We start from the raw sequence: 15,858 nt of genomic DNA, 5'->3' as shown, positions 1-15,858 counted from the left end.
ATTAATCAGAAATTGAAAAAATTCGCTCATTATAAACAAGCAGATAATAAAGATTGCGGACCGACATGTTTAAAAATCATAGCTAAATATTACGGTAAAACAATCAATATACAGGAGCTGAGAGACTTTAGCGAAACAACTCGCGAAGGGAGTAATCTGCTTTTTTTGAGTGGTGCGGCCGAAAAAATCGGATTTAGAACTTTAGGCGTAAAACTATCTGTAAAAAGAATAGAGGAAGCTCCGCTACCATGCATATTGCATTGGAACAAAGATCACTATGTTGTACTTTATAAAATCAAAAAAGGAAAGTATTACATCTCAGATCCTGCTTTTGGGCTGATTGAATACAATAAGAAAGATTTTTTAAAATTTTGGATAGGCAATAATGCCGTTGAGGAAACTAAGGAAGGAATTGCGTTATTGATAGAAGCAACGCCAAAATTTTTTCAGTCTGATTTTGATAAGGAAGAAAATTCAGGATTAGGATTTAAATTCCTTTCACAGTACTTATTTCAATATAAATCATTTCTTATCCAGCTTGCAATAGGACTCTTTGCAAGCAGTCTGCTCAACCTGATATTTCCATTTCTGACGCAGAGCATTGTCGATGTCGGAATCCAGAATCAGAATATCCATTTTATTTATCTGATACTCTTTGCCATGCTTTTTGTTTTTGCGGGGAAAACAGGCTTGGAACTTATCAGGAGTTGGATTTTATTGCATTTATCAACCAGAATTAATATTTCTCTTATTTCAGATTTCTTTATAAAACTGATGAACCTTCCGATTTCTTTTTTTGATGTGAGAATGACGGGCGATATTATGCAGAGAATAAACGACCATCGCCGTATCGAAAAAATACTTACCACATCATCTCTTAACGTGCTCTTCTCTGTAATTAATATGTTTGTTATGGGAGCTGTTTTAGCCTATTTCAATCTGCAGATTTTTTTAGTCTTTTTTGCAGGAAGCGTGCTTTACTTTGGGTGGATAGTGCTGTTTCTGAAAAGAAGAGAAGCACTGGACTACAAACGATTTGCAGAGGTGTCAAATGAACAGAGTAAAGTGATGGAGCTTATAAACGGAATGCAGGAAATTAAGCTTCATAATGCAGAAAAGCAAAAGCGCTGGGGATGGGAGTATGTTCAGGCAAGACTATTTAGAGTATCGATAAAAGGACTGATTCTGGAGCAGACACAAACCATTGGCTCTTCAATTATTAATGAATTAAAGAATATATTTATCATTTTTCTATCGGCTAAACTGGTAATTGACGGTTCTATAACACTCGGGATGATGCTGGCCATAAGTGCCATAGTGGGGAGTTTAAATGGGCCGATTACCCAGTTAATCGAGTTTGTGAGAGAATTGCAGGATGCTAAAATTTCGCTAGCCAGACTATCTGAAATCCATCAGAAAGAAGACGAATTGCAGCAAGAAGCCAATCAGACAAATGATGTTCCCCAAAACGCAGACATCGAAATTAAAAACCTTTCATTTAGGTATTTAGGCTCAGATGTTCCTGTTTTGGATAATCTAAGCCTGTTGATTCCCTCCAATAAAGTGACAGCAATAGTAGGAGTTAGTGGAAGCGGAAAAACAACGCTGATGAAGCTACTTCTTAAATTTTACGAACCCGAAAAAGGGGAAGTTTTAATCGGAAATGCGCAACTTAAAAATATATCGCAAAGCGCTTGGAGATCAAATATCGGCGCAGTCATGCAAGAGGGATTTATTTTTAGTGATACAATTGCCAATAACATTGCCATTGGAATCGATCGCATTGATAAAGAAAGATTATTATATGCTGCAGAGGCAGCCAATATTAAAGGGTATATCAGTGAGCTGCCTTTGGGCTTCAATACTAAAATAGGGGCAGAAGGGTTAGGGATGAGCACTGGACAGAAGCAACGGCTGCTGATTGCCAGGGCGGTTTATAAAAATCCTGAAATTTTATTTTTTGACGAAGCGACATCGGCTCTTGATGCAAACAATGAAAAGGAGATTATGAAAAAACTTGATGTTTTCTTTAAAAATAAAACGGTAATCGTAATAGCGCATCGATTGAGCACTGTAATGAACGCCGACCAGATTGTGGTTTTGGATAAGGGAAAGATTATTGAAATAGGAAGCCATTCATCATTGGTTGAACAGAAAGGGAATTATTTTGAATTGGTTAAAAATCAGCTGCAATTAGGCAATTAGCAATGAAAGAAGATACATTTGAATTAAGAAGCGAAGAGGTTCAGGATATCCTAACCAAAGTACCTCATTGGATGATAAGATGGGGAACCGTTCTGATATTTGCCATCATTATCATGCTGTTTTTTGTTTCCTGGTTCGTCAAGTATCCGGATACTGTAAAAACCGAAATTGTAATTACCACCAACATTCCGCCAGAGAAGATTGTTTCAAAATCTTCTGGGCGAATTGAAGCCATTTTAGTGAAGGATAAAACAGAGGTTGATAAAAACAGCACGCTAGCCATTATTGAAAACACGGCTAATTATAAGGATGTTTTTCTGCTAAAAGATATTGTTGATCATTATGATATAAACAACCCTGAAAAAGCTTTCCCGTTTGCATCGCTAAAAAATGCACAGTTAGGGGAAATCGAAAACGCTTTTGCAATTTTCCAGAAAGATTATCAGGCTCAGGAATTAAATAAAGATCTTCATCCTTTTCAGGTAGAAAGTAGAGCACAGCAGTCTGAGAAAATCCAGATAAGCGAAAGAATAGAAATTCTCCAGCAGCAGAAATTAATTAACGAAAGGGAATTGGAACTTCAAAAGAATGAAGTTGCCCGTTTTGAAACCCTTTTCAATAAAGGAATCATTTCTGCTCAGGAAATGGAAGCCAAAAAATTGGGATTTCTTCAGGCTCAGAAGAATTACAGAAGCCTATTGTCATCAATTTCCCAATTAAGGTCATCTCTAATTGACAATACAAAATCAAGCCAGAATTCTCAAATAAATAGCACCAGAGAAGAGGTTAATCTTGGACGAAATGTTTCCCAGTCCTTCTACCAGCTGAAAAAAGTGATAAAGGATTGGGAGCTGGCATATGCATTAAAATCCTCTATCAGCGGTAAAGTGACTTTTTTGCAGGTTTGGAATGAAAACCAGACAATAAACGTAGGAGATAATGTATTTTCTATAATTCCGGATGCCAAAAATAGTTTTATCGGAAAAGTAAAAGCGCCTGCTTTGAATTCAGGGAAAATTAAAATTGGGCAACGCGTAAATATCCGTCTGGCGAATTATCCTGACAGGGAATTTGGCGTTTTAAAAGGCGAAATCAAAAACATTTCTCTGGTTCCTGATAAAGACGGAAATCTGCTTATAGACGTAGCGCTTCCAAACGGGCTCAAGACATCATACAACAAGCAGATTGCTTTTCAGCAGGAAATGAAGGGAGGTGCAGAAATTGTAACCGAAGATCTGCGTTTAATCGAAAGGATCCTGTATCAGTTTAAGAACATTTTTGAACAAGTTTAATACTAATTCTAACTAACATAAACCAAACCCCAAGTTTTCGAATGAAAAAAGCAGTACTTATCGTATTTTTACTATTATTCCAATATTCTTTTTCAAAGCCAATTACCGAAACTCAAAAGTTAGCTGCAACCTGTAAAGTTTGGGGGTTCTTAAAATATTATCATCCGAATGTAGCCAGTGGAAATTTTGATTGGGATGAGCAACTTTTTAAAATATTACCGAAAATAGAAGGAGCAAAAACGGATGCAGAATTCTCAAAGGTTATTGAAAAATGGATTAACTCTTTAGGAAAGGTTAAAGCATATGAAGCTGAAATCTCAAGCGAAAAAGTTGATTATTTTGATAAAAACCTTGATCTTTCTTGGATACAAGATACATTGTTGTTTTCTAAAAGCCTTTGCCAAAAACTTAAATTTATTGAACAAAATAGAATTCAAGGTAAACAGTACTATGTTGAAAAAGGAATTGAATTTAAAAATGAAGTAGAATACGCTGAATTTAACGACAAAGACAAAAACTTTCGTCTTTTGCTTTTGTTCCGTTTTTGGAACTATGTTGAATATTTCTTTCCGTACAAATATCAGATGGATCAAAATTGGAATTTAACTTTACTTGAATTTTTACCAAGAACGATTAATCCCATTTCACAAGATGATTATTATTTGTCGCTAAAAGAAGTTAGCGCTAAGTTAAATGATACCCATGCCTTGTTTGGAGCAAATAAATTATTCGATATCTTTGGACGTCACGGTATTTCTTTTGATGTTAAAATCATCGATGATAAAGCAATTGTTACTGGATTTAAAAATGAATCCTTATCCAAAATAAATGATATTAGAATAGGGGATGTTATTACTAAAATAGAAGGGAAATCAATTGGCGATCTTTTAAAAGAGAATATAAAATATATTGAAGGATCCAATTATGCGGCAATTTTAAATAATGAATATCCAATTTTTTATGGCCGTACTGATACTAGCAAAATTGAATTTGTAAGAAATGGTAAAACGGCAATAAAAACAATAAATAGATATCTCTATAAAGACTTGAATATTAATTACGAGAATAATAGTGAGAAATACAAATTGTTAGAAAATAATATCGGTTATGCAAATATGGCCGTATTGACAACGGAAGATGTTTCTGCAATGATGGAAAAGTTTAAAGATTGTAAATCTATTATTTTTGACATTCGAAATTATCCTCAAGGGACTAATTTTGCGATAGCAGAATATTTAAACCCAGAACCGAGAAATTTTGTAAAGTCTATTGATGCTGATTTAAGTTATCCGGGACGTTATATTTGGAGAAAAGAAGAAACTCTCTGTGGAAAAACTAATCCTGATTACTATAAAGGAAATGTTATTCTTTTGGTGAATGAAAAATCCATAAGTCATTCAGAATTTACTGCTATGACACTAAAAGTAGCGCCTAAAGCTATTGTAATTGGCAGTCAGACTGCAGGTACAGATGGAGCAAATTACAGGTTTGAAATCATAAAGGGTATTTGGACTTCATTTACAACTTACGGTGTTTTTTATCCAGATAAAAAAGAGGTGCAAAGAATAGGAATTGTGCCCGATATCGAAATAAAACCAACTATTTTAGGTATTCAGCAAGGAAAAGATGAAGTTCTGGAAAGAGCGATTCTTTTTGCTAAAAATGATAAATAGAAAAGCTCTGAATCTTTGTCAAAGTTCTAAACTTTGACAAAGATGTTTTTTACATCTTTAAATAGAAATCTTTAGTCAGCTCAATATACTCAGGAGTATAAACATGACGATCAATTTCAATAACAAGTTCATAAATTTCGACTTCAGAAACTTCATTTCGGCTAAAAGCCAATAAACTACGCTTAATTTCCGATTTTGGAGTTCCTTTAACTCTTGTAATTTTTAAAGGATAAAGTTCTGATTCTTTTGCCAAAGCAATAAATTTTTCTTCTTCTTTGAAAGGGATAATTAAAGCAAATATTCCGTTTTCTGAAAGTAATAAGTCGGCAGCTTCAACTAATTCTTCAAAAGGCATTGCATCTTGAAAACGAGCTAAATCACGTTGTTCATTCTCTGTTTTGTAATCTTCAGCATAAAAAGGTGGATTCGAAACAATTAAATCATATTCATCTTCTGGTTCTTCAATAATTTCATCCAAGCCCGCGTGAAAACAAAATAGGCGATCTCCCCAAGGAGAAGCTTCAAAATTTTCCACAGCTTGTTCGTACGCCTCTTCATCGATTTCAAGAGCATCAATTTGTTCTGCATAACTTCTTTGCGCGAGCATTAAAGCAATAATTCCAGTTCCAGTACCAACATCCAATACGCTCAAAGGATTATGATTAATTGGAGCCCAAGCACCAAGTAAAACACCATCTGTGCCTATTTTCATAGCACAACGATCTTGATTAATAGAAAATTGCTTAAAACTGAATACAGACATTGCTGAAAAATTTAAGTAAATATTTAAGAAGGTACACAATTCAAAATTGTGACTGAAAACTGAAAACTGAAAACTTTTTACAAGTACATTTCCACCAATCCTTCAGGAAGATCCATGATTACTTTTTTATTCTCACGATCGATTTTTACAAGAAATTGGTCAATCATAGGAATTAAAATTTCAACTTCGCCATTTAATACTTCAAAAAGAGGCTGAGCAGAAGAATCGTTTATAGAAGTTATTTTTCCGAAAACACCTAAACGTTTGTCTTCGATTTCGAAACCAATAACTTCGTGGTAGTAAAATTTGTTGCCAGTAAGTTTTGGCAACATAGATAAAGGGAGATAAACACCGTTTCCGATTAATGCATCGGCATCTTCTTCGGTATTAACATCTTCAAAACTAACTCTTAGAAAGTCATTTTTGTGTAAAGAGCTTTTTTCAATAAAAAAAGGAACCAAGTGTTTGTTGTGTTCAACAAACACTGATTCCAGATTTTCGTATAACTCAGGTTCATCTGTGTCTAAATAGACTAAGACTTCACCTTTGAAACTAAATTTTTTAGCGATTTTACCTAAATAAAAACAATCTTCTTTACGCATTATCGCTAAGTAAAATTATGCTTCAGTTGTTTCGTTATTCTCTTCAGCAGCAGGAGCTTCTTCAGCTTCAACTTCAGCAACTTCTTCAGTAGCCTCAGCAGCTTGTTCAGCGGCAACAGCTTCAGCTTGTGCAGCGGCAGCATCAGCGATACGCTTAGCGTTAACTTCTTTTTCTGCTTTTAATGCAGTAGCTTTAGCATCAGCTTTTGCTTTAGATAAACCATCTTTTTTAGCATCAACTTTTCCAGCTTTTGCTTCTAACCAAGCAGTTAATTTAGCATCTGCTTGCTCTTGTGTTAAAGCACCTTTACGAACTCCTCCATCAAGGTGGTGTTTCAATAAAGCACCTTTGTAAGAAAGGATAGCTCTTGCAGTATCAGTTGGTTGAGCACCATTGTGTAACCATTTAACTGCGCTGTCAAGGTTTAACTCAACAGTTGCTGGGTTAGTGTTTGGATTGTAAGTACCGATTTTCTCTAAGTATCTACCATCTCTTTTTGAGCGTGCATCTGCAGCTACTACCCAGTAAAAAGGTTTTCCTTTTTTACCGTGTCTTTGTAATCTAATTTTTACTGACATAATCTAGTGATTAAATTTTGAGGTACTCGACCTCTGTTAATTAAGGGCGCAAAGATATAATTTTTTTATGAAAAATACGTTTTAAAAAGCATTAAATATATCTGAGTCGTTTTTTTAGCATTTTTTTGACTTTTTAAATTTTAGGGTTTAGCTCTTAATACGATACTTTTGCAGCAAATTCATTTTAAATATGAAAAAATACTTTTATTTTTTATCACTTTTATTTCTACTTGTATCCTGTACATCAGAGGATGTAAAGTCTAACAATAAAGCTTTTCAAGCCTTAAGAGATAATGTTTTTTGGAGAGCTCAAGTTTATAAAGCAGGAATCGAAACGAATGGTTTTTTTACTATTGAAGGTTCTTTAGGTTATGAGCAGATTAAATTTCAACTTCATGAACCAGCTGAAAAAGCGTATGTTTTAGGTGTAAATGATGATATAAAAGCAGTTTATAAAAACACTAATCAAGGAGAAGAAGCAGAATTTACCACTGGAACAGACAAAGGAAACGGAGAAATTGTTGTTACAGAATATAATACAGTTGATAAGACCATTTCTGGAACTTTTAAATTTACAGCAGTTAATGCTAGTTCTGATGCTGAAAAGCAAACAATACATTTTTCGGAAGGCGTTTTTTATAAAATCCCAGTGACACCGCAAGAAAATTTTGTTCATGACAACAATTAATTTTCTAATTTGAGGCACATCAAATCAGAATAAAAACTTAAATTAATTGATAATATGGTGGATTAGATATAAATAAGACTACATTTGTTTTTTATTATAAATAAATATCTATGAATATTTTCGTTGGGAGCCTTCCATTCAGTATTGAGGAAGCAGATTTAAGAGAGTCTTTTGAGGCTTATGGAACAGTTGACTCTGTTAAAATTATTACTGATAAATTTACTGGAAGAAGTAAAGGCTTTGGTTTTGTTGAAATGCCAAATGATAGCGAAGCTCAGAAAGCTATCGATGAATTGAACGGTGCTGTTGTTTCAGGTCGTACTATTGTTGTAAATAAATCTGAGCCAAAACCAGAGGGCGAAAGAAGAAGTTTTAATAACAACCGCGGAGGAAACGATCGTGGTGGTTACGGAAACAACCGTGGCGGAGATCGCGGAAACAGAAGAGAATATTAATGTTTTTTTTCTAAAATATAAAAGGGATCAACTTTCGTTGATCCCTTTTTTTGTTTCAAGTTTCAGGTTTCACGTTCCAACAACCTGAAACCAACAACCTGAAACAAAATTAACTAATTATACATTTGCAGCTAACCAGTCACCAACTTCTTTAGTACCGTAAGCTTTGCCTCCATTAGCTAAATCTTCTGTAACTACTCCAGCTTCTAAAGCTTTGTTTACGGCATCTCTCATCGCTTTTCCTTCTTCCATTAATCCGAAGTTTTCGAACATCATAGCAGCAGATAAAATAGTAGCCATTGGGTTTGCAATATTTAATCCTGTAGCTTGTGGGTAAGAACCGTGAATAGGTTCAAATAAAGATACTTCAGCCCCCATAGACGCAGAAGGCATTAATCCCATTGAACCTGAAATTACAGAAGCTTCATCTGTTAAGATATCTCCAAATAAGTTTTCAGTAATTAATACGTCATAAGAGTTTGGCCATTGTACCAAACGCATTGCTACAGCATCAACAAATTCGTAGCTAACTTCAACTTCTGGATAATCTTTTTCCATTGCTTGAACTGTTTCTCTCCACAAGCGTGAAGTTTCCAAAACGTTTGCTTTGTCAACGCAGCATAACTTTTTAGAACGTGTCATTGCCAATTCGAAACCTTTTTTAGCTAAACGCTGCACTTCGGCTCTTGTATATACGCAGTTGTCGTAAGCTGTGTCTCCGTTATCTTTTCTTCCTTTTTCACCAAAGTAAATTCCGCCAGTTAATTCTCTTAAGAAAACTAAATCAGTTCCTTCAATTCTTTCTCTTTTTAAAGGAGATTTATCTAATAAAGAAGGGAATGTAAAAGTTGGTCTTACGTTTGCAAACAAACCTAATGCTTTACGCATTTTTAATAAACCTTGCTCTGGACGTACTGGTGCAGAAGGATCGTTATCATATTTAGGGTGTCCAATCGCTCCAAAAAGAACGGCATCGGCGTTTTTACAAACTTCGTGTGTTGCATCTGGATAAGGCTCTCCTACAGCATCAATCGCAGCTGCTCCAGTTAAAGCTGGTTTCCAAGTGATTTCATGTCCAAATTTTTGTGCAACAGCATCTGATACTTTTACAGCTTCATTTATTACTTCTGGTCCGATTCCGTCTCCGGCTAAAAGGGCTATGTTTAATTTCATTCTATATGTGTTATTAAGGTTCAAAGGTTCAGAGGAACAAAGGTTCAAAGTTTTGAAAGCAGGTAAAAACCTCTGTGTCTTTGCAACTTTGAACCTTTGTTCCTATATTAAGTAACTATATTCAACATTTTCTGTGTCGCAATAATCGCTGCAACGGTTTGATCTGAATCTAATCCGCGGGTTTTGAATTCTTTTCCGTTGTTGACCCATGTGATAATGGTTTCGCACAATGCATCAGAACTACTTCCTGGCGGGATTCTTACTGCATAATCGATCAATTTTGGAAGCGTTAGTTTTTTGCTTTTGTAAATTTTTGACAAAGCATTCATAAAAGCATCAAACTGACCGTCTCCCTGTGCATTTTCTTCGATTATTTCTCCGTTTAAATTTAAAGATAAAGTCGTAGATGGGCGCATTCCTTTAGAATGTACCAACATATAAGAGTTTATAGTAATTTTTTCTTCGTAAGTATGACTGTCCAAAACATCTGAAATAATGTATGGAAGATCTTCCTTTGTAACGGTTTCTTTTTTGTCGCCCAATTCAATGATTCTTTGGGTAACCAATTTCAAATCTTCGTTGTTAAGTTTTAGACCTAACTCCTGAAGATTTTTTTCGATATTGGCTTTTCCAGAGGTTTTTCCTAAAGCGTATTTTCTTTTTCTTCCAAAGCGTTCCGGAAGTAAATCATTAAAGTATAAATTGTTTTTATTGTCTCCGTCAGCGTGAATTCCAGCTGTTTGCGTAAAAACATTGTCACCTACAATTGGTTTGTTGGCAGGAATTCTGTAGCCTGTAAAAGTTTCAACCAATTTGCTTACAGAATACAACGAAGTTTCTTTAATGCCAATATTAACTTCTGGCATATAATCATTGATTACTGCAACTGTGCTTTCAAGCGGAGCATTTCCAGCGCGTTCTCCCATTCCATTTACCGTTACGTGAAGTCCGTTGATTCCCGCTTTTATCGCTTCCATAACGTTGGCAACGCTTAAATCGTAATCGTTATGAGCATGAAAATCAAAATGAATGGTTGGGTATTTTGCTCTGATTTTTGATATAAATTCAAAAGTTAGAGACGGAATTAAAACGCCTAAAGTGTCAGGAAGTAAAACTCTTTTAATTGGCTGTGTTGCTAAGAAATCTAGAAATTGAAAAACATAATCTTGGGAATTTCGCATTCCGTTGCTCCAGTCTTCCAAGTAAACATTGGTTTCAATATTGTTTTCTTTGGCTAAAGCAATGATTTGAGCGATTTCAGAAAAATGCTGTTCTGGTGTTTTCTTTAATTGGTGTGTTAAGTGATTCATTGAACCCTTGGTTAATAAATTCTGCACTTTGGCGCCGGCTTTTTTCATCCAATCAATTGAAACGCCTCCATCAACAAACGTAAGGACCTCAATTCTCTTAATGTACCCTTTTTCTTCAGCCCAAGAAGTGATGCCTTTTACAGCCTGAAATTCTCCTTCGCTTACGCGGGCAGAAGCAATTTCAATTCTATCAATATTTAATTCCTCCAGCAACAATTGCGCAATGGTCAGTTTTTCTGCAGCAGAAAATGATACTCCAGATGTTTGTTCACCATCACGAAGCGTCGTATCCATTATTTCAATTTTTCTTTTTTCCATATTGATATTCTATATTTCTTTAAATTCGAAATGATAGCAGGTTTGTATTATTAATTTAGAAAGACCCGAGAGGTTTTGAAGCCTTTCGGGTCTAATAGACTGAATGATATTTCTATTAGTACGGAAGTTTATCGGCGAAAGCCTTAATATCTTCCTTCATATCCTGTAAGTAATCAATGTCGTCAAAACCATTAATTAAATTGTTCTTTTTGTAACCGTTAATAGCGAATGATTCCTGCTCGCCAGTTGACAATAAAGTAATCGTTTGGTTTGGAAGATTGATTTCTAATTGTGTTTTTGGATCAGCTTCGATAGCTTTGAAAATATTAGCTAAAAATTCTGGGCTGATTTGTACTGGTAAAACACCAATATTCAAACAATTTCCTTTGAAGATATCAGCAAAGAAAGAAGAAACTACAGCACGGAATCCGTAATCATAAACTGCCCACGCAGCGTGCTCTCTAGAAGATCCAGAACCGAAGTTTTTTCCTCCAACCAAGATTTTTCCACTGTAAGTAGGATTGTTTAAAACGAAATCAGCTTTTGGAGTATCATCTCCATTATATCTCCAGTCTCTGAAAAGATTGTCTCCAAAACCTTCACGTTTTGTAGCTTTCAAGAAACGAGCTGGAATGATTTGATCTGTATCTACGTTCTCAATTGGCAACGGTACGCCGCTGCTAGTAAGTATATTAAATTTATCGTATGCCATTTTGATTTTTGATTTTTGATTTTTGATTAACGATTTCTGATTTTAGATTTATTGTTAGAATGTAAAATTGTAATCGTTAATATTTTTGTAAAATGTGAATTGAAATTTTAAAAGATTTTTTAATGAAGTGTGCCGAAATCTGAAATCAAAAATCGTTAATCTTCATTCCTAAATCTTTAAAAAAGTTCTCTTGGATCAGTTAGTTTTCCAGTAACTGCCGCTGCTGCTGCCATAATTGGAGAAGCTAACAAAGTTCTTGAACCAGGACCTTGACGACCTTCAAAGTTTCTGTTTGAAGTACTTACTGCATATTTTCCAGCAGGAACTTTATCATCGTTCATTGCTAAACAAGCAGAACATCCCGGCTGACGCAATACAAAACCAGCTTCAGTCAAAATGTCTAAAATTCCTTCTTCTTTAATCTGCGCTTCAACAACGTGAGAACCTGGAACTAACCAAGCTGTAACATTATCTGCTTTTTTTCTTCCTTTTACAATTTCAGCAAAAGCTCTAAAATCTTCAATACGTCCGTTTGTACAACTTCCTAAGAAAACGTAGTCGATTTGTTTTCCGATCATTACGTCGTCTTCGTTGAAGCCCATGTAAGCTAAAGACTTTTTGTAAGTTTCCTCACCGCCTTCAACTTCTTTAGCATTCGGAATATGTTTTGTGATACCAATTCCCATTCCAGGGTTTGTACCATAAGTAATCATTGGTTCGATGTCTTCCGCTTTAATGTTTAATTCAGCATCAAATACAGCATCAGCATCTGTTTTTAGCGTTTTCCAGTATTCAACAGCTTTTGTCCAAGCTTCTCCTTTTGGAGCGTAAAGTCTTCCTTCAAGGAAATCGAAAGTAGTTTGGTCAGGAGCAATCATTCCTCCACGAGCACCCATTTCGATACTTAAGTTACAAACTGTCATACGGCCTTCCATAGTCATGTTTTCAAAAACATCACCAGCATATTCAACAAAATAACCTGTACCTCCAGAAGTAGTTAATTGAGCAATAATATAAAGTGCAACGTCTTTTGGACCAACGCCTTTGCTCAATTTGCCATTTACGTTGATACGCATTTTCTTTGGTTTTGGTTGCATAATACATTGAGTAGAAAGCACCATTTCAACCTCAGACGTTCCGATACCAAAAGCGATAGCTCCAAAAGCACCGTGAGTAGACGTATGAGAATCTCCACATACAATAGTAGCACCTGGCAAAGTAATTCCGTTTTCAGGACCAACTACGTGTACAATTCCATTTTTTTGGTGACCTAATCCCCAGTGCGAAATTCCGTATTCAGTAGCGTTGTCTTCAAGAGCTTTAAGTTGGTTTGCAGAAAGCGGATCCTGAACTGGTAAATGTTGGTTTATGGTTGGTGTATTGTGGTCGGCAGTTGCAAAAGTACGTTCCGGATATAATACGTTAACGCCTCTTGATTTTAATCCTAAAAAAGCAACAGGACTCGTAACTTCATGAATGAAATGGCGGTCAATAAAAAACACATCTGGTCCATCTTCAATTTTACGCACAACATGTGAATCCCATACTTTGTCAAATAATGTCTTACTCATTTTTTATTTTTTTTAATTGTAATTTCTATAACCACAGCAATTTCCTGTTCATTATAATAGCAAAACAAAAGTAAAAAAAGATACAAAAGCGTCAATTTCGATATTTCATTATATACGATACCCAAACCAATTTACAAATTGCCAAACGGCTTTTGCAAACTAAAATTTGAAAGAAAAATGATTAAGAAATTGATTTGCTTTTTCTTTCTTGGCTTTAATTTTTCTTGTTTGTTTTTTGTTTTAATAGTTTGCAAATTTATCTCAAAATGAGTAAAAAATATAAGAATTTAATTGAAAAAATCTAACAAAATGCATAAAAATAGTAACAATTGTTAGTTTTGAAATTTTTGCAAAAAGGATGCTTTTTGGGTTTTTTAAAGCTTTTAAAAGAGTTTTTAGGACACTATTTAGATTCACTAAAAGGTCGAAATACTACGACATCCAAGAAGGGTATTTTTATGAAATTTTATGATTTTTTGAGATAAAAACTGATTTTTTAAGGGCAGTTTTTTTGAAAATTAATTCAACGAATTTTTAAATTCCAAAGGTGTCAGATTCGTTTTCTTTTTAAATAATTTACTAAACGATTGCGGATATTCAAAACCCAATTGATAAGCAATTTCTGCAACTGAAAGATTGGTTGTCATCAGAAAATCTTTTGATTTTTCAATTAATTTTGAATGAATGTGTTGCTGTGCATTTTGCCCCGTTAAATTGCGGAGCATATCGCTTAAATAATGGCTTGAAACATTAATCTGCGAAGCTAGAAATTCGACTGTTGGCAATCCTTTTTTTAAAGTTTCGGCCTTATTGAAATAATCATTTAAAGTATCTTCCACTTTAAGTAATAAATCATTACTAATCGTTTTTCTTGTAATGAATTGGCGTTTGTAAAAACGATTACTGTAATTGAGTAAAACATCGATATAAGACACGATTACATCCTGACTTATTTCGTCAATTGCCGTATGAAGTTCATTTTCAATGCTATTTAATAATCCTAAAATAGTTGTTTTTTCACTGTCAGAAAGATGTAAAGCTTCATTGGTATCGTATGAAAAGAAGCCATATTTTTTAATGTTTTTTCCTAAAGGATAATTTCGAATAAAATCCGGATGAAAAAACAAAGTATAGCCATGATATTCGGCACCTTCTTCATTATCCGTAAAAATCAATTGATTAGGAGAAGTGAACATCAAACCACCTTCGTTGAAATCATAATAACCCTGGCCGTATCCCATTTTTCCATTAGTAGAATATTTATATGATATTTTGTAAAAATCTAGTAAAAAAGAATTGTTCGTTTCTGCTTTAACAGCCAGAATTTTATTGTCAACCAAACTAATCATTGGATGCAACGGTTTTGGCAGATCAAATAAAGTATGAAACTGTGAAACAGAAGAAATTTTGGTTGGTGTATTGTTTTTCTTTTCCATGATATAAAGTTATAAAAAATTAAAAACTAATACCGCTCAGATTATCAAAACCTGAGCGGTATCAGAATAAATTATGCTCCCAAAAACTGTTTGCCAAATGCAGCACGAAAAACTTCGTCGCCTTGTTCTAGTCTTTGTTGGTAAAGCGCTTTAGCATCCTCTCCGGCAACATATCTTAGTTTGGTTTTTCCATCAGTTGCAGCTTCGTAAACAACATCGGCAATTTGTTCTGGTGTTGATGCCATTTCAAACATTACATCTACATTTTCAAACATTTTATTTGCCATGGCTTCGTATTCGGGTTTAACGCCGGTGTCAAGTGAACCGTGAAGGAATTCTGTTTTAATTCCGCCTGGAGAAACCGTTTTAATGTTTATTCCAAACTGATTTAATTCAAATGCCATGCTTTCGCTCCAGCCTTCTAATCCCCATTTTGTAGCGTGATAAACAGATCCTAAAGGAAAAGAAATCAATCCGCCGATAGAAGTTGTTGAAATAAATAATCCGTTTCTTTTTTCTCTGAAATAAGGAATAAAAGCATTTGTAACGCGAATTGTTCCCAATAAATTAGTGTTTAGCTGTTTTGTGATTTGATCATCTGAAAAGCTTTCCAAAGGACCAATTAATCCATAACCTGCGTTATTAAAAACGACATCAATATTGTTTAATTCGATTGCTTTTTGAACTGTAGTTTGTATCTGCTCATAATTTGTAACGTCTAATGGCAAAAGCGTTACGTTTTTTAATTGAGAAAGTTCTGTTTCCTTTTCAGGAGTTCTCATTGTTGCAATTACATTCCATCCTTTTTCGTGGAATAACTTTGCTGTTGCTTTTCCTAAACCTGATGATGCTCCTGTGATAAAAATTGTTTTCATGATTATTATTTTTTAATTGTTATAATTTGATGAAGCAAAGTTCACGTTACACTGCAGTTTAAAAGTGTTCATTTTGGTTCAATGAGTATCCAAAATGAATAATTGAAGTTTTTTAAGAAAAAAAGAATCAAATTAGGTTGTTTTTGTATTTTGAATGCTGAGATGTTAATTGTGCTTTTGTTGATAACTTCGTTTTTCATTCACTT

The 15,858-nt window shown here is 34.5% G+C and carries 14 protein-coding genes; 5 read left to right on the top strand and 9 right to left on the bottom strand.

The window, feature by feature from the left end:
• Positions 1-12: 12 nt before the first annotated feature.
• Genes ABXT06_RS00900 through ABXT06_RS00890 form a run of 3 tightly spaced genes read left to right on the top strand, consistent with a single transcriptional unit; the run spans position 13 to position 5,170 of the window.
• Complete coding sequence (locus ABXT06_RS00900) at positions 13-2,205, top strand: peptidase domain-containing ABC transporter (protein WP_354589062.1); 2,193 nt, start codon at positions 13-15, stop codon at positions 2,203-2,205.
• A 2-nt stretch (positions 2,206-2,207) separates the two neighbouring features.
• Positions 2,208-3,497, top strand: coding sequence for an HlyD family secretion protein (locus ABXT06_RS00895; protein ID WP_354589061.1), 1,290 nt, complete (start codon positions 2,208-2,210; stop codon positions 3,495-3,497).
• 41 nt (positions 3,498-3,538) lie between these two features.
• Entirely contained in the window at positions 3,539-5,170 is a 1,632-nt protein-coding gene (locus tag ABXT06_RS00890; RefSeq protein WP_354589060.1) for a S41 family peptidase, read from the top strand.
• Positions 5,171-5,219: 49 nt separating this feature from the next.
• On the opposite strand, the gene ABXT06_RS00885 is transcribed toward ABXT06_RS00890, so the two are convergent.
• The 3 genes from ABXT06_RS00885 to ABXT06_RS00875 form a co-directional block, all read right to left on the bottom strand.
• On the bottom strand, positions 5,220-5,933 hold the full coding sequence (locus ABXT06_RS00885; protein WP_354589059.1) for a tRNA1(Val) (adenine(37)-N6)-methyltransferase: 714 nt from the start codon (positions 5,931-5,933) through the stop codon (positions 5,220-5,222).
• A gap of 77 nt (positions 5,934-6,010) precedes the next feature.
• Positions 6,011-6,535, bottom strand: coding sequence for a ribosome maturation factor RimM (rimM, locus tag ABXT06_RS00880; protein WP_354589058.1), 525 nt, complete (start codon positions 6,533-6,535; stop codon positions 6,011-6,013).
• A gap of 15 nt (positions 6,536-6,550) precedes the next feature.
• Positions 6,551-7,114: a 30S ribosomal protein S16 gene (locus ABXT06_RS00875; protein WP_354589057.1), complete on the bottom strand. Its 564-nt coding sequence runs from the start codon at positions 7,112-7,114 to the stop codon at positions 6,551-6,553.
• 190 nt (positions 7,115-7,304) lie between these two features.
• Between ABXT06_RS00875 and ABXT06_RS00870 the strand changes: the two genes are divergently transcribed.
• On the top strand, positions 7,305-7,802 hold the full coding sequence (locus tag ABXT06_RS00870; RefSeq protein WP_354589056.1) for a DUF6252 domain-containing protein: 498 nt from the start codon (positions 7,305-7,307) through the stop codon (positions 7,800-7,802).
• A 110-nt stretch (positions 7,803-7,912) separates the two neighbouring features.
• Entirely contained in the window at positions 7,913-8,257 is a 345-nt protein-coding gene (gene rbp / locus ABXT06_RS00865) for an RNA-binding regulator (protein WP_012023384.1), read from the top strand.
• 117 nt (positions 8,258-8,374) lie between these two features.
• On the opposite strand, the gene leuB is transcribed toward rbp, so the two are convergent.
• From leuB to ABXT06_RS00835, 6 genes are all read right to left on the bottom strand, one after another.
• Positions 8,375-9,430 carry a 3-isopropylmalate dehydrogenase gene (leuB, locus tag ABXT06_RS00860; RefSeq protein ID WP_320569590.1) on the bottom strand — a complete coding sequence of 352 codons (1,056 nt, stop codon included), beginning with the start codon at positions 9,428-9,430 and terminating at the stop codon, positions 8,375-8,377.
• A gap of 107 nt (positions 9,431-9,537) precedes the next feature.
• Entirely contained in the window at positions 9,538-11,058 is a 1,521-nt protein-coding gene (locus tag ABXT06_RS00855; protein ID WP_354589055.1) for a hydroxymethylglutaryl-CoA lyase-like TIM-barrel protein, read from the bottom strand.
• 115 nt (positions 11,059-11,173) lie between these two features.
• Positions 11,174-11,770 (bottom strand): 3-isopropylmalate dehydratase small subunit, encoded by a 597-nt coding sequence (gene leuD / locus ABXT06_RS00850; RefSeq protein WP_354589054.1) that lies wholly within the window; start codon positions 11,768-11,770, stop codon positions 11,174-11,176.
• A 176-nt stretch (positions 11,771-11,946) separates the two neighbouring features.
• Positions 11,947-13,341, bottom strand: a complete 1,395-nt coding sequence (leuC, locus tag ABXT06_RS00845; protein ID WP_201999007.1) for a 3-isopropylmalate dehydratase large subunit — start codon at positions 13,339-13,341, stop codon at positions 11,947-11,949.
• 518 nt (positions 13,342-13,859) lie between these two features.
• Positions 13,860-14,777, bottom strand: a complete 918-nt coding sequence (locus ABXT06_RS00840) for a helix-turn-helix domain-containing protein (protein ID WP_354589053.1) — start codon at positions 14,775-14,777, stop codon at positions 13,860-13,862.
• A gap of 71 nt (positions 14,778-14,848) precedes the next feature.
• Positions 14,849-15,652 (bottom strand): SDR family oxidoreductase, encoded by an 804-nt coding sequence (locus ABXT06_RS00835; RefSeq protein ID WP_354589052.1) that lies wholly within the window; start codon positions 15,650-15,652, stop codon positions 14,849-14,851.
• Positions 15,653-15,858 lie beyond the last annotated feature (206 nt).

This window comes from Flavobacterium sp. UW10123, assembly GCF_040538975.1.
In the GTDB taxonomy this organism is placed as follows: Bacteria; Bacteroidota; Bacteroidia; order Flavobacteriales; family Flavobacteriaceae; genus Flavobacterium.
This window is presented reverse-complemented; position numbering and strand designations above follow the sequence as displayed.